General features: G+C 33.5%; 15 protein-coding genes. 10 read left to right on the plus strand and 5 right to left on the minus strand.

What is annotated here, in order from left to right; all coding sequences use genetic code 11:
- Positions 1-3 precede the first annotated feature (3 nt).
- The 9 genes from CL818_RS10530 to rlmN all read left to right on the plus strand — a co-directional run bounded on the left by CL818_RS10530 (position 4) and on the right by rlmN (position 7,969).
- Positions 4-843 carry a helix-turn-helix domain-containing protein gene (locus tag CL818_RS10530; protein WP_272973657.1) on the plus strand — a complete coding sequence of 280 codons (840 nt, stop codon included), beginning with the start codon at positions 4-6 and terminating at the stop codon, positions 841-843.
- Positions 844-949: 106 nt separating this feature from the next.
- Positions 950-1,399 (plus strand): hypothetical protein, encoded by a 450-nt coding sequence (locus CL818_RS10535; RefSeq protein ID WP_272973656.1) that lies wholly within the window; start codon positions 950-952, stop codon positions 1,397-1,399.
- A gap of 434 nt (positions 1,400-1,833) precedes the next feature.
- Positions 1,834-2,547 carry a hypothetical protein gene (locus tag CL818_RS10540; protein ID WP_272973655.1) on the plus strand — a complete coding sequence of 238 codons (714 nt, stop codon included), beginning with the start codon at positions 1,834-1,836 and terminating at the stop codon, positions 2,545-2,547.
- Positions 2,547-3,803 (plus strand): kynureninase, encoded by a 1,257-nt coding sequence (gene kynU / locus CL818_RS10545; protein WP_272973654.1) that lies wholly within the window; start codon positions 2,547-2,549, stop codon positions 3,801-3,803. The genes CL818_RS10540 and kynU overlap by 1 nt, the downstream gene beginning before the upstream one ends.
- 2 nt (positions 3,804-3,805) lie before the next feature.
- Positions 3,806-4,132, plus strand: coding sequence for a nucleotide pyrophosphohydrolase (locus tag CL818_RS10550; RefSeq protein ID WP_013187296.1), 327 nt, complete (start codon positions 3,806-3,808; stop codon positions 4,130-4,132).
- Positions 4,132-4,383: a hypothetical protein gene (locus CL818_RS10555; RefSeq protein WP_013187295.1), complete on the plus strand. Its 252-nt coding sequence runs from the start codon at positions 4,132-4,134 to the stop codon at positions 4,381-4,383. The genes CL818_RS10550 and CL818_RS10555 overlap by 1 nt, the downstream gene beginning before the upstream one ends.
- Positions 4,380-5,612 (plus strand): 3-phosphoshikimate 1-carboxyvinyltransferase, encoded by a 1,233-nt coding sequence (locus CL818_RS10560; RefSeq protein ID WP_272973653.1) that lies wholly within the window; start codon positions 4,380-4,382, stop codon positions 5,610-5,612. Before CL818_RS10555 ends, CL818_RS10560 begins: the two co-directional genes overlap by 4 nt.
- A gap of 157 nt (positions 5,613-5,769) precedes the next feature.
- On the plus strand, positions 5,770-6,819 hold the full coding sequence (queA, locus tag CL818_RS10565; protein ID WP_272973717.1) for a tRNA preQ1(34) S-adenosylmethionine ribosyltransferase-isomerase QueA: 1,050 nt from the start codon (positions 5,770-5,772) through the stop codon (positions 6,817-6,819).
- 109 nt (positions 6,820-6,928) lie between these two features.
- Positions 6,929-7,969, plus strand: a complete 1,041-nt coding sequence (rlmN, locus tag CL818_RS10570) for a dual-specificity RNA methyltransferase RlmN (protein ID WP_283642271.1) — start codon at positions 6,929-6,931, stop codon at positions 7,967-7,969.
- On the opposite strand, the gene CL818_RS10575 is transcribed toward rlmN, so the two are convergent.
- Both CL818_RS10575 and CL818_RS10580 read right to left on the minus strand, forming a co-directional pair.
- Positions 7,970-8,734 (minus strand): ABC transporter ATP-binding protein, encoded by a 765-nt coding sequence (locus CL818_RS10575; protein WP_272973651.1) that lies wholly within the window; start codon positions 8,732-8,734, stop codon positions 7,970-7,972.
- The gene (locus tag CL818_RS10580) at positions 8,734-9,471 is read right to left on the minus strand and encodes an MlaE family ABC transporter permease (protein ID WP_041240955.1); all 738 of its coding nucleotides are present in this window, start codon (positions 9,469-9,471) and stop codon (positions 8,734-8,736) included. Before CL818_RS10580 ends, CL818_RS10575 begins: the two co-directional genes overlap by 1 nt.
- Before the next feature lie 114 nt (positions 9,472-9,585).
- On the opposite strand from CL818_RS10580, the gene pafA reads away from it, so the two are divergent.
- The gene (pafA, locus tag CL818_RS10585; RefSeq protein WP_272973650.1) at positions 9,586-11,256 is read left to right on the plus strand and encodes an alkaline phosphatase PafA; all 1,671 of its coding nucleotides are present in this window, start codon (positions 9,586-9,588) and stop codon (positions 11,254-11,256) included.
- Here pafA and CL818_RS10590 read toward each other — a convergent pair.
- The 3 genes from CL818_RS10590 to CL818_RS10600 are packed head-to-tail and all read right to left on the minus strand — an operon-like array spanning position 11,248 to position 13,753.
- Positions 11,248-12,105: a glycosyltransferase family 2 protein gene (locus CL818_RS10590; RefSeq protein WP_272973649.1), complete on the minus strand. Its 858-nt coding sequence runs from the start codon at positions 12,103-12,105 to the stop codon at positions 11,248-11,250. The genes pafA and CL818_RS10590 overlap by 9 nt on opposite strands.
- 51 nt (positions 12,106-12,156) lie before the next feature.
- The gene (locus CL818_RS10595) at positions 12,157-12,678 is read right to left on the minus strand and encodes a class I SAM-dependent methyltransferase (RefSeq protein ID WP_272973648.1); all 522 of its coding nucleotides are present in this window, start codon (positions 12,676-12,678) and stop codon (positions 12,157-12,159) included.
- A 13-nt stretch (positions 12,679-12,691) separates the two neighbouring features.
- Complete coding sequence (locus CL818_RS10600; RefSeq protein ID WP_272973647.1) at positions 12,692-13,753, minus strand: 3-oxoacyl-ACP synthase III family protein; 1,062 nt, start codon at positions 13,751-13,753, stop codon at positions 12,692-12,694.
- Positions 13,754-13,758 lie beyond the last annotated feature (5 nt).

The raw sequence follows: 13,758 nt of genomic DNA on the forward strand, positions 1-13,758 counted from the left end.
TTTATGATTAAACAGTTTAAAGAAACATCTACAAATGCCATTCTCACAATTGGAGATATAGAAGTTCTCAACAACTTTAACACTTCCAATCAATTAGGGTATTATACGTTCATATGGACAGGAAAAGATGCTATTACAGTTAAGGTAGACAGCGTAAATAAAGTTCTGCAACCACATAGCATTACTGCATTAACACCGCTTCAGTATTTTAAATTAGAAGAAGACAATGCTGCTACAGTATATCAATTCAATAAAGAGTTTTATTGTATTTGGGAACACGATAAGGAAGTGAGCTGTACAGGTATTTTATTTTTTGGAAACCAAGTAATTCCAAGTGTTGTCCTAAAAGACTCAGAAAAGGAAAAATTTGAAACTCTACATCAAATTTTAGTAGACGAAATTGCTACAAAAGATACTATACAAGCTGAAATGCTTAGAGTACTAATGAAACGTTTTATTATTAAAACAACCCAACTCATAAAAGCAGAGCACCCAGATGATATCGCTAAGACGAGTAAAATGGACTTGCTCCGAGAATTTAATAGGTTGGTTGAGCAACATTACAAAGAAGAGCATCAAGTAAGCGCCTATGCAGAAATGATGAATAAATCTGCCAAAACGCTTTCTAACTCTTTTGCTGCATATAATAAAAGTCCCTTAAATATTATTCACGATAGGATTATTCTAGAAGCAAAGCGACAATTGTATTACACTGAAATCTCTTCAAAAGAAATTGCATTTAGCTTAGGGTTTGATGATCCTTCTCACTTTTCAAGACTTTTTAAAAAACACACTGGAGAATCTCCTACCACATTTAAAGCTAAAGTTGAAGCACAGGTTTAATTTTGGGAAGTATTGACATTACCTAAGGAGCTTTTACTATGGTATAGCCTATACATACTCCCGATCTTTGTAGTGTAATTAAAAAGATTCATTAAAAATAAACACTATGAAAACTATAATAGCATTAATAGCACTAACAGCTGTTACTCTAGGAAGTTCAACAACTTCTTATAGCCAAGAACAACTAGACGAAGTAATCTTAAGTAATAAAACAACCCAAGTTTATGTTGATGATTTTTCTACATTCAATAAAACTATTTCAACTTTAAATAATACAAGTTTTAAGGATATATTGAAAAGCACAGATGCGTCTCAAAATCTTGTTTTTAAAACTAATACAATCTCGTTTAAGATTAATGAACGGACTTATGTGAAATCTTTAAGACAAGCAGTTAATAAAAGTGATGATTTTTCTGAGTTCATTTCACTCTTAGAATCAAGGTATCCTAAACTCCACAAACAGATTTCAAAAGATGAAGCTTTAAGAGACGTTTATTATACCACTAGAAAGCACACATTTAATGGTTACATCGCAGATTTACCAAGTGTTCTTTAGTAAAAAAATGAAATGAATGAACGCTTTTAAAACTTTTAGAAATATTTAAGTTTAAATACACATTCTATTAACAATCAACAAAATATAACTTCGTATTTTTAAAGAAAAAAACTAAGACTATGAAAAATCGAATTTCAATTCTCCGGCTGGTTGATTTATTTAAAAGACCAATAAAAAAAGTAAACTCGTTTACAATTTCTAACAACAATTGTGATCAATTTTCTCAACATGATTTTTACTGTGAGGCAGAGCGACCTTATATAATAAAATCCTAAAACACTATATCTATTATGTTTATAAACGTAATTACAATAGTTTAAAACGGCATACTTTTTAAGTTGCCGTTTTTTTTTGCGGTCAAATAAATACCAAAATATAAGGGGTCTAAAACAGACTTTAGATTTTGTACTTTTACACAAACTTTAAAAATTAAAATGAAACACACATTACTTATAATAATTGCAACTGTAACTTTAATTGGTTGCAAAAATAAAGAAGAGCTAAAAGCTACTAAGGCAGATGCATTAGCAACAGAAAACACAGAAGAAGCTATTAACAAAGACAATTTAACAACTGCAGAAGCTATAGCTTACGCAAGTGGTTTAGAACATTGGGATAAAGTTTCAGAATTAAAATTTACTTTTAATGTAGATCGTGGTGGTAATATTTTTTCTAGATCTTGGCAATGGAATCCTAAGACAGATGATGTTACTATGATGACAGCTGAAGATACTGTAGCGTATAACCGTTCCTCTTTAGATAGCATTTCAACAAAAGCAGACCAAGCATTTATTAATGATAAATATTGGTTACACGCTCCATATAATTTAGTTTGGGATGAAGGCACAACCATTACCGAAAAGAAAAATGAAGTAGCTCCTATGTCTAAAGACACGTTAAACATGGTAACCATTACCTATAATGATAGTTTAGGTTACACGCCAGGAGATGCATATGACATTTATTATGATTCAGAATTTATGCCACGTGAATGGGTCTATAGAAAAGGTAATGCAGAAGAGCCAAGTATGGTAACAAGTTGGGAAGACTACAAAACGTTTGAAGGCTTAAAATTCGCAGAAATGCACAAAGACCCTTCAGGAGATTTTAAACTTTTCTTTTCAGACATATCGGTTAAAACAGAATAATGGAAAATAGTTTAGCATACGCAAGAGCTCAAGACCAAGCAGACCCATTAAAAGATTTCAGAACAAAATTTCATCTTCCAGAACAGGAAGATGGCAAAACACTACTCTATTTCTGTGGAAACAGCTTAGGACTGCAGCCTAAAAAAGTATCTGAATTTATAGATTTAGAGCTCAAAGATTGGGCAAATTTAGGTGTTGAAGGTCATACAGACGCCAAACATCCTTGGATGCCATATCACGAGTTTTTAGCAAAGCCAATGGCCAAAATCGTTGGCGCCAAGCCAAGCGAAGTTGTCGTTATGAATACGCTTACGGCAAACCTTCATTTAATGATGGTGTCTTTTTATAAACCAAACAAAACAAAATTTAAAATTGTTATTGAAAGTGATGCTTTTCCTAGTGATAAGTACGCTGTCGAAAGTCAATTAAAATTTCATGGTATAGATCCAGACGAAGGCTTAATACTTTGGTCTCCAAGAGAAGGCGAAGAACTTTGCCGTTTTGAAGATTTAGAAAACATTATGAATGAACAAGGAGATAGCATTGCACTCCTTATGATTGGAAGCACCAATTATTATACAGGTCAATCTTTTCCGTTAAAGAAAATTACACAATTAGGTCATAGTCATAATTGTATGGTAGGTTTTGATTTGGCTCACGGCGCAGGAAATATTCAACCTAATTTACACGATACAGGAGCAGATTTTGCAGTTTGGTGTACGTATAAATACCTTAATTCTGGACCTGGTAGTTTAGCAGGTTGCTTTGTACACGAACGTCATGCAACTAATAATTCTTTAAATAGATTTGCAGGTTGGTGGGGACATAATAAAGACACCCGTTTTAATATGCGTAAAGGATTTGATCCTATTCCAGGAGCCGAAGGTTGGCAATTAAGCAATCCTCCAATCTTATCTATGGCAGCTATAAGAGCATCATTATCTGTATTTGAAGAAGCAGGTTTTGACACTATTAGAGAAAAATCTGTCAAAATCACTAATTACCTAGAGTTTTTATTAAAAGAGATAGACACTGAAAGAATTAGAATTATAACACCTACAAACCCTGAAGAACGTGGATGCCAATTATCTATACAGGTAAAACATGCAGATAAATCCCTTCATACCAAACTAACAGAAGCTGGTGTTATTAGTGACTGGAGAGAACCAGATGTAATTAGAGTAGCACCTGCTCCACTTTATAATTCTTACGAAGATGTGTTTTTATTAGTAGAGAAACTTAAAGCCTTACTATAATTATGAATATTGAAAATGCTCAAAAAGCTGTTGACGACTGGATAAAAGCTCATGGTGTTCGTTATTTTAACGAGCTTACAAATATGGCACAGCTTACCGAAGAAGTTGGTGAGGTTGCACGTATTATTGCAAGACGTTATGGAGAGCAAAGTGAAAAAGAAAGCGATAAAGGTAAAGATCTTGGCGAAGAGCTGGCAGATGTAATGTTTGTTGTACTTTGTCTTGCCAACCAAACTGGTGTAAACCTAGAGGAAAGTTTTAATAAGAAATTAGATATTAAAACTAAGAGAGATCACGACCGCCATCATAACAATGAAAAATTAAAATAGTGTCTACATTTAAAAAAATTATAACCTTAAAATCTTATTGGAAATCTGTATTAGGATTATCTGTAGCATTTATAGTGGTTTACAATCTTATTATGGCAGCTTTTGATGGGTTTAGCTTTACGGCTTTAATTACAAAAGCTACAGAAGAACCCTTAAGGTTTCTTATCGCAAATGTCTTGTCTGGTTTACTATATGGGATGATAATAGCTTATTTTCAATTCAGTAAAAAATTAAAAGAACAGCAAAGATGAATTTAAAATTATCATCTTCTGGACTTAAAAATGCTTCAATAGCGGTAACAGGTTCTAAAAGTGAATCTAACAGACTGCTCATTTTACAAGCCTTATACCCTAACCTTACTATTACCAACGTATCTAATAGTGATGATACAAAAGTGCTTCAAAAAGCATTACAACAAAATCAAGGTATAGTAGATATTCACCATGCAGGAACAGCTATGCGCTTTTTAACTGCTTACTACGCACTAAAAGCAAACACAGATGTTACACTTACTGGTAGTAAACGTATGAAGGAAAGACCAATGTCTATCCTCGTTGATGCTTTAAAAGAACTTGGTGCACAAATAACTTATAAAACCAATGATGGTTTCCCACCTTTATTAATTAAGGGAATAACACCAGAAAAAACCTCAGTATCCTTAAATGCTAATGTAAGTAGCCAATATATTTCTGCGCTTATGTTAGTTGCAGCATCATTAAATAGCGGATTAGACATTCAATTAAAAGGTAGAGTTACTTCTGTGCCATATATTAATATGACATTAAGCTTACTTAATAGAGTTGGAATACGCGGCATCTTTAAAAATAACAGCATCACAATACCACCTTGCCAATCAATCGCAGACCAAACTGTTGTTGTAGAGTCAGACTGGTCTTCGGCTTCATATTACTATAGTTTAGTAGCTCTATCAAAAAATGCTGAAATTTCATTAACGAGTTACAGGCAAGAAAGTCTTCAAGGAGATTCTGCTTTAAAAGAAATTTACACAGCTTTTGGAGTTGAAACATTGTTTTCAGACAACACATTATTATTAAAGAAAACCTCTCATAAGCTTCAAAAGCATGTGGAGTTTGACCTTAGCAACACGCCAGATATAGCCCAAACCATTGCTGTTACTTGCTTAGGCCTAGGAATATCTTGTAAACTTACGGGGTTACATACTTTAAAAATTAAAGAAACAGACCGGCTAACAGCTCTTAAAACAGAGCTTTATAAATTGGGAGGCATTACAATAATTACTAATGATACTTTGGAGCTTAAAGCCACACCATCGGTTAACAGGAATGCAGAAATAGACACCTACAACGATCACAGAATGGCCATGGCATTTGCGCCATTAGCCCTAAAAACAGACCTTACAATAAATGATGCTGGTGTAGTCTCTAAATCCTATCCAACGTTTTGGGAAGACATGAATAGTGTAGGCATTACAACTTTTAATGCAGAAAAAGGGCATTAAAAAAATCTATTTCAATATTTTATGTCAATTTACTTGACAAGGCCTATGCCGAGGTTGTATATTTGCACCTTCAAAAAATGAGCCTGAGAAATAGAAGGTTAACTCTTATTCAAAAGCTCTTTTAATTTTAACACAAAGAAAATTACGTTATATGGGAATGAAACTTTCAAACTTTGGCTTTGACTTACCAGAAAACCTATTGGCAGACCGTCCAGCAGAAAATCGCGACGAGGCTCGTTTAATGGTTTTAAACCGTAAGGAACAAACCATTGAGCACAAACAGTTTAAAGATCTTATTGATTATTTTGAACCAGATGATGTTTTAGTATTAAACAACACAAAGGTTTTTCCTGCACGTTTGTACGGAAATAAAGAAAAAACTGGTGCGCGTATTGAGGTTTTCCTATTAAGAGAACTTAATCCAGAAACTCGTTTATGGGATGTACTTGTAGATCCTGCAAGAAAAATTAGAATAGGTAACAAGCTTTATTTTGGAGATGATGAAAGCCTAGTTGCAGAAGTTATAGACAATACAACCTCTAGAGGACGTACTTTACGTTTCCTTTATGACGGATCTTACGAAGAGTTTCGTAAAAAATTAAAAGATTTAGGTGAGACTCCACTTCCTAAATATATTAAGCGTGAAGTTGAGCCAGATGATGCTGAGCGTTACCAAACTATCTTTGCTAAAGAAGAAGGTGCTGTTGCAGCGCCAACTGCAGGTCTTCACTTCTCTAAGCACCTATTAAAGCGCTTAGAAATTAAAGGAATTAACTTTGCAGAAGTAACACTACACGTTGGTCTTGGTACATTTAACCCAGTAGAGGTTGAAGATTTATCTAAACACAAAATGGATAGCGAAGAGGCATATATTGCAAAACCAGCTACAGAAGTAGTTAATAAAGCAATTTCTGAAAAACGTCGTATTTGTGCAGTAGGAACTACTGTTATGAGAACGTTAGAGAGTGCAGTATCTTCTAGCGGTACATTAAATGAGTTTGGTGGATGGACAAATAAGTTCATTTTCCCTCCATACGATTTTAGCATCGCTAACTGTATGATTACAAACTTTCACACGCCTAAGTCTACATTATTAATGATGACAGCTGCGTTTGCAGGACATGAATTTACACAAAGAGCTTATGCAGAAGCTGTAAAGGAGAAATACAATTTCTACACTTACGGAGATGCAATGCTTATCATATAATTAACTATTTGGTTAGTTTATTTAAAAGCCTTGCTATTGCAAGGCTTTTTCAATTTCAAGAAAGTAAAACTTTTACTTACAACAACTTTAGATTCTTTAAATTTGCATTGTGAAAAATAGCAAGAAAGACATACGCGCATTAAGTAAAGAGCAACTAAGAGAATTTTTTGTTTCTGAAGGTGATAAAGCATTTAGAGGCAATCAAGTTTATGAATGGCTTTGGAACAAAGGTGCCCATACCTTTGAGGAAATGACAAATATCTCTAAAGAAACTAGAGATATGCTTGAAGCAAATTTTGTTATAAACCATATTCTAGTTGATCAAATGCAACGCAGTAGTGATGGCACTATTAAAAATGCAGTAAAACTACATGATGGATTAACGGTTGAGTCTGTTCTTATTCCTACGGCAAGCAGAACCACAGCTTGCGTGTCTTCTCAAGTAGGTTGTAGTTTAGACTGTAAGTTTTGTGCTACATCTAGGCTAAAACGTATGCGTAACCTAAATCCAGATGAAATATATGATCAAGTTGTTGCCATAGATAGAGAAAGTAGACTGTATCACGACAGGCCTTTATCTAATATTGTATTTATGGGTATGGGAGAACCGCTTATGAATTATAATAACGTTCTTAAATCTATAGAAAAAATAACTTCTGAAGATGGTTTAGGAATGTCTCCACGTCGTATTACAGTTTCCACATCTGGTGTTCCTAAAATCATAAAGAAAATGGCAGATGAAGAGGTGAAGTTTAACCTTGCGGTATCTTTACACTCTGCAATAGATGAAGTGAGGACTAAGATTATGCCTTTTAACGAGCATTTCCCATTAAAAGACTTAAGAGAATCTTTAGAATACTGGTATGCAAAAACTGGCAAACAGATCACTTATGAATACGTAGTATGGAAAGATATTAATGATAGAACTGAAGACATTGATGCATTAGTGAAATTTTGCAAATATGTACCAAGTAAGGTTAACTTAATCGAGTACAACCCTATTGATGATGGTGAATTTCAGCAAGCACCAGATGCAGCAATTAATGCTTATGTAAATGCTTTAGAAAGAAACAATATTACTGTAACTGTAAGACGTTCTAGAGGAAAAGATATTGATGCTGCCTGTGGTCAATTAGCAAATAAAAGTTAGTTACAACCCTTTTAGCTGTGCTTCTCTTACTTTTTTAAACAAGTCTGAAGAGTATACAAAATCTGTAACATCATCGTTTTCTGTTTTAAAGATTTCGTCTTTATTACCTTGCCACACTAAGTTTCCTTTTTTTAGAAAAACGATATTTTCTCCAATTTCCAGAACAGAATTCATGTCGTGTGTATTAATTACTGTTGTAATATCATACTCACGAGTTATTTCTTGAATAAGGTTATCAATTACAATTGCAGTTTTAGGATCTAAGCCTGAGTTAGGCTCATCACAAAACAAATATTTTGGGTTGTTTACAATTGCTCTTGCAATAGCAACACGTTTTTGCATACCACCACTAATTTCTGATGGGTATTTATTTTCTGCACCATCTAAATTAACCCTTTCTAATACCTTATCTACTTTTTCATAACGTACATTACGCTTTTCCTTGGTAAACATTCGTAATGGAAAGTCTACATTTTCTCTTACTGTCATACTATCAAACAGCGCACTACCCTGAAAAACCATTCCTATTTTCTTTCTAAGCTCTCGTTGCTTTTCATCAGAAAATTCAGAATAGGCTTGCCCATCATAAACAATATTACCTTTTGTAGGTTTAAATAAGCCTAATAGACATTTTAAAAACACTGTCTTACCAGATCCAGATTGGCCAATTATTAAATTGGTTTTTCCTTTCTCAAATTTGGTATTGAGACCTTTTAAAATTTCTTCTTCACCAAAACTTTTATGTAGATTTTTAACTTCAATCATTAGCTTAAAAGTACTTGGGTTAATACATAGTTTGTAATTATAATAACTACAGAAGTCCACACGAAAGATTGCGTACTTGCTTGTCCTACTTCTAATGCTCCACCTTTCATATAGTAACCGTGATATGCTGGAACTGTTGCTAAAATAAATGCAAACAAGAAGGTTTTAAGAAAGGCATATACAAGGTGAAACGAAATAAAGTCGTCTTGCAAGCCAGATAAAAACTCACTAGACCCTAAGAATCCTCCATAAACACCAGCCATATATGCTCCTAAAATCCCTATAAACATTGCTATACCTATAAGGAATGGATAAATCATCATTGCAACAATCTTGGGTAATACTAAATAGTTGAGAGAATTTATTCCCATAACCTCTAAAGCATCTATTTGCTCGGTAACACGCATAGTACCAATACTTGACGTTATGTATGAACCTACTTTACCTGCCATAATAACAGATATAAATGTAGGTGCAAACTCAAGGATTATAGATTGTCGTGCTGCAAACCCGATAAGTTCTTTTGGTATTAATGGATTGTTTAAATTTAAAGCCGTCTGTATAGACACTACTGCACCAATAAAAAATGATATAAACGTAACAATACCTAAGGAGCTCATGATTAAATCATCTATCTCTTTAAGTATAAGTCCTCTTAATACAGATTGTTTGGTCATACGCCCAAACACACCTTTAATCATTAAGAAATATTCTCCTATAGAATGTAAATACAGCAATCGTGTAGATTTTTATGTAAATCTAAAGTATCAATTTTTCTTACCAAAGTATTTAACGAAGAATTAAAACCAATGCTCTTTTAATATGTTATTTTTGAACTCAAAATTAAAATCATGCGCCAAGTCTTAGTTCTCATAATTTCGTTTTTAGTTTTAGCCTGCACAGCTCCCAAATCAACTAGCGAAACGACAGAAAACATTGAAATTAAAAACACACAAATATCTGCATCTCCAAAATTAGTAGTTGGTATTGTTGTGGACCAAATGCGCTATGATTACCTCACAAGATTTAGTGACAGATATGGAGATGGTGGTTTTAAACGCCTTATTACTGAAGGCTACAATTTTAAAAACAATCATTTTAACTACGTTCCTACTTACACTGGTCCTGGTCACGCATCTGTATATACAGGTACAACACCACAAAACCACGGTATTATTTCAAACAATTGGTATGATAAGTTTGAAAGTACAGAAGTTTACTGTGTACAAGATGATTCTCAAACCACTGTAGGTTCTACAACAACTGCAGGACAAATGTCTCCACATAGGTTACAAACTACAACTTGGGCAGACCAGAATAAACTGCATACCCAAATGCGCGGTAAAACTATAGGTATTTCTCTAAAAGATAGAGGTGCAATTTTACCTGCAGGTCATACAGCAGATGGTGCGTATTGGTTTGAAGGAGGTAACACTGGCCGATGGATTACAAGTTCATACTACATGAGTGCATTACCAAACTGGGTAGAGCAGTTTAACAGCTCTGGAAAAGTAGATAGCTATTTTAAAGTTTGGAACACTCTTTATGACATATCAAGCTATACCGCAAGTGGCACAGACTTGAACACTTTTGAAGGTAGCCTAGGAAACACTAAAACAACTAGCTTCCCTTACACTATTAACAAAGAAACAGATAGTTACAGCATTCTTAAAGCTATACCGTACGGAAATTCTTTAACCACAGATTTTGCAATTGCTGCATTAGATGGTGAGCAACTAGGAAAAGATACTATTACAGATGTTCTTACAGTAAGTTATTCAAGCACAGATTATGTAGGACATAATTTTGGAGTAAATTCTGTAGAAGTAGAAGACACGTATTTAAGGTTAGATAAAGACATTGAGCGTTTACTAAATACATTAGATAGTAAAGTTGGAAAAGGAAATTACACGGTCTTTTTAACTTCAGACCATGGTGCTGTACACGTACCTGCATACCTTTCTTCTGTAAAGATTCCATCCGGCTATTTTAATAGCAGAGAATTTTCTGAAACTTTAAAAAAGTATTTGGCAAGTGAATATGCAATTACAGATCTTATTAAAGACATATCTAACTATCAAATCTTCTTTAATTATGAGGCTTTAATTTCTAATAATATTTCTGCAGAAGCACTTCAAAAGCAGATCAAGCAATTTTTATTACAGCAAGAACATATTAATAAAGTCTTTACAAGACAACAATTAGAAAGCACAGATTACACAGAAGGCATTGCTCATCTTATACAACAAGGATATCATCAAAAACGAAGTGGCGATGTGGTTTTTGTATTAGAACCATCTTACATAACATATCCCGAAACAGGTTCAACTCACGGAAGTGGTTTACAGTACGATACTCATGTTCCTCTAATTTTTTACGGAAAGGGCATTAACAAAGGTGAAAGTTATAAGAGAACAGAAATTATAGATATAGCACCAACAATATCAGCTTTTTTAGGGATCTCCTTTCCTAACGGAAACTCAGGTGATGTATTAGGAGAAGTTATAAAGCAATCAAAATAATTTCTGCTTTATACCTTGCCATCTGTATGCTCTAATAAACTTACCTTCTGCTTGCGTAACTAACTTAGGTAGTTTTTTATTTTTAGCATTAAAATAGCCTTTTAGGTATTCAACGAAAACTGAAAGTTTAGATCTTTTAATAGCTATTTTTAAAGATGCTATACACGTAATTACAAAGCCGTAGTCCATTTTATACATGGCTTCACCTTGCTTTTCGTAACCTTTATTTGAGTATGTAGCACCTGTTGGTTTAAGGTGTTTTACTTTTAAGGAAGTATCTGTTATTGTTTTCCAATTATGATATTTTGCTAATAGTACATCTACAGTATCCCAACCTATTGATGTTTTTAAACCACCAATATCTTTAAAGCAATTTTTTCTATAAGCCTTAATCGGGCCTCGTATATGATCTTTATCTGCAATTGCTTCATATACCCAACTATCGGCTTCTTTAACGTATAGATTTCCGCTAGCCATACCAATACGAGTATCTGAAATAAATAAATTATTTAGAGTTTCAAGATATGTTGAAGGAAAAATTAAGTCTGCATCAAATTTACAGATTATGTCTGCATCATTTGGCACCAACTTTAAACCTTCATTAAAGGCAGAAATAACCTTACTTCCTGGTAAATGTTCTGCTGAAGATTTTCGAGAAACAACAGTTATAAATGAATAATCTTTAGAAAATGTTTCAGCTACAGACAACGTTTGGTCTGTAGAGTTATCATTTACAATAACTAATTGCTTTGGCTTATGAGTTTGTGAAACTAAAGAAGAAAGAGTTTCTCCTAAAAACTGTGCTTCATTATGAGCTGGTATTACAATATGAAAGTTTAATTCTTGCACAGCACAAATGTAATTATATAAGTGGCTTTAACTTGTTAATAGAAGTACCTACTATTCACGCTCTGCATAAACAATATAGTAACGCGGTGTAAAAAGTCTTAATAACGGTCTTAACCCAATTTTTTTTACAGGGTTTGTCCATTTGTGGCGTTCTTTAATAGTCCAACCTGCTTTTTCTAAAAGCCAATCAAACTGCCAGTCTTCAAATTCATGATAATGCCTATCCCAAGCATCTGTTTTACTTCTATATGCTGGAGAAAACCATAACCTTAATGGAATACTAGCAACCAATTTATCTGCATTTATATCTTTAATTACATTAAATGGAGATACCAAATGTTCAAATATTTCAAAAGCAGTAACCACGTTTACAGCATCTGTTTTAACAGCTGATGTATCTATATCTAAATCTTCACCAGTAGTATTTGCAACAGCATAGCCTTCTTCAATTAAAATTTTTGAAAAAGGATTTGAGACACCCAAATCTAAAATCTTATCATCTTTAGAGATAACTTTTGATAAAAATTGAAGTGTTTCTTTATATCGTTTTGAGGGAAAGTTTCCTTCGTACATAAGTACGTGATTTTTAGAATTTGTAAACTATGGCATTTATATTCATTCCTGCGCCAACGCTTGCAAATATAACGACATCTCCTTCATTTATTTGGTGCCCTTCAACTTTATCGTTTAAAATCATATCTAATAATGTAGGTACGGTTGCTACAGAGCTATTTCCTAATTTATGTATTGTCATTGGCATTACATCTTTAGGCATATCTTGGTTGTATAGCTTATAAAAACGCTCGACAATAGCCTCATCCATCTTTTCGTTAGCTTGATGAATAAGAATTTTTTTTATGTCTTGTATGTTATAACCACTTTCATCCAAACATGCTTTCATTGCATCTGGAACATGGGTTAATGCAAAATTGTAAATCTTGCGCCCATACATTTTTATATATTGTGTTTTTGAAGGTGACTCAGAATCATACGTGCCTCCAAAAAATAAGTATTTAACCTCATCATAAGTAAAAGAAGCAGACTTATGAGCTATTATACCTTTATCATTTTCTTCTGAAGCCTCTACAATACAAGCACCAGCACCATCGCTATAAATCATACTATCCCTATCATGAGGATCTACCACTCTAGACAATGTTTCTGCTCCAATAACCAAACACTTTTTAGCCATTGAAGATTTTATAAATGCATGAGCTTGTATAATGCTTTCTATCCAACCAGGACATCCAAACATCATGTCATAAGCTACGCAGTATGGGTTTTCAATTTTTAAAAGATGTTTAACTCTAGATGCTAAACTAGGTACAGTATCACTTTGTATAGTACCGTGTTTAATATCTCCATAATTATGAGCTACTATAATATAATCTAAAGTTTCAGCATCTATTCCTGATGCTTTTACAGCTTGTTTTGCAGCTTCATAAGCAATTTGAGAGGTTACCTTATTTTCTTCAACATAACGGCGTTCTTCAATACCTGTAATTGCAACAAATTTATCTATTACAATTTTACTATCGCCTACAATTTCTGAACCGTCTGAATTATGGAACTTATGATCTAGAAAATCATTATTTGTCTGTATAACTTTAGGGATATAACAGCCTGTACCGGTAATCTTAGTATGCATTAAGG

The sequence above is a fragment of the Croceibacter sp. genome (genome assembly GCF_002716225.1).
GTDB lineage: Bacteria > Bacteroidota > Bacteroidia > Flavobacteriales > Flavobacteriaceae > Croceibacter > Croceibacter atlanticus.

Excerpts from the sequence above, each read along its gene's own strand:
- CL818_RS10535 (WP_272973656.1), top strand. The coding sequence starts at position 950 with ATGAAAACTATAATAGCATTAATAGCACTAACAGCTGTTACTCTAGGA.
- CL818_RS10560 (WP_272973653.1), top strand. The coding sequence starts at position 4,380 with ATGAATTTAAAATTATCATCTTCTGGACTTAAAAATGCTTCAATAGCG.
- CL818_RS10530 (WP_272973657.1), top strand. The coding sequence starts at position 4 with ATGATTAAACAGTTTAAAGAAACATCTACAAATGCCATTCTCACAATT.
- pafA (WP_272973650.1), top strand. The coding sequence starts at position 9,586 with ATGCGCCAAGTCTTAGTTCTCATAATTTCGTTTTTAGTTTTAGCCTGC.
- kynU (WP_272973654.1), top strand. The coding sequence starts at position 2,547 with ATGGAAAATAGTTTAGCATACGCAAGAGCTCAAGACCAAGCAGACCCA.
- queA (WP_272973717.1), top strand. The coding sequence starts at position 5,770 with ATGAAACTTTCAAACTTTGGCTTTGACTTACCAGAAAACCTATTGGCA.
- CL818_RS10575 (WP_272973651.1), bottom strand. The coding sequence starts at position 8,734 with ATGATTGAAGTTAAAAATCTACATAAAAGTTTTGGTGAAGAAGAAATT.
- CL818_RS10595 (WP_272973648.1), bottom strand. The coding sequence starts at position 12,678 with ATGTACGAAGGAAACTTTCCCTCAAAACGATATAAAGAAACACTTCAA.
- CL818_RS10600 (WP_272973647.1), bottom strand. The coding sequence starts at position 13,753 with ATGCATACTAAGATTACCGGTACAGGCTGTTATATCCCTAAAGTTATA.
- CL818_RS10550 (WP_013187296.1), top strand. The coding sequence starts at position 3,806 with ATGAATATTGAAAATGCTCAAAAAGCTGTTGACGACTGGATAAAAGCT.
- CL818_RS10540 (WP_272973655.1), top strand. The coding sequence starts at position 1,834 with ATGAAACACACATTACTTATAATAATTGCAACTGTAACTTTAATTGGT.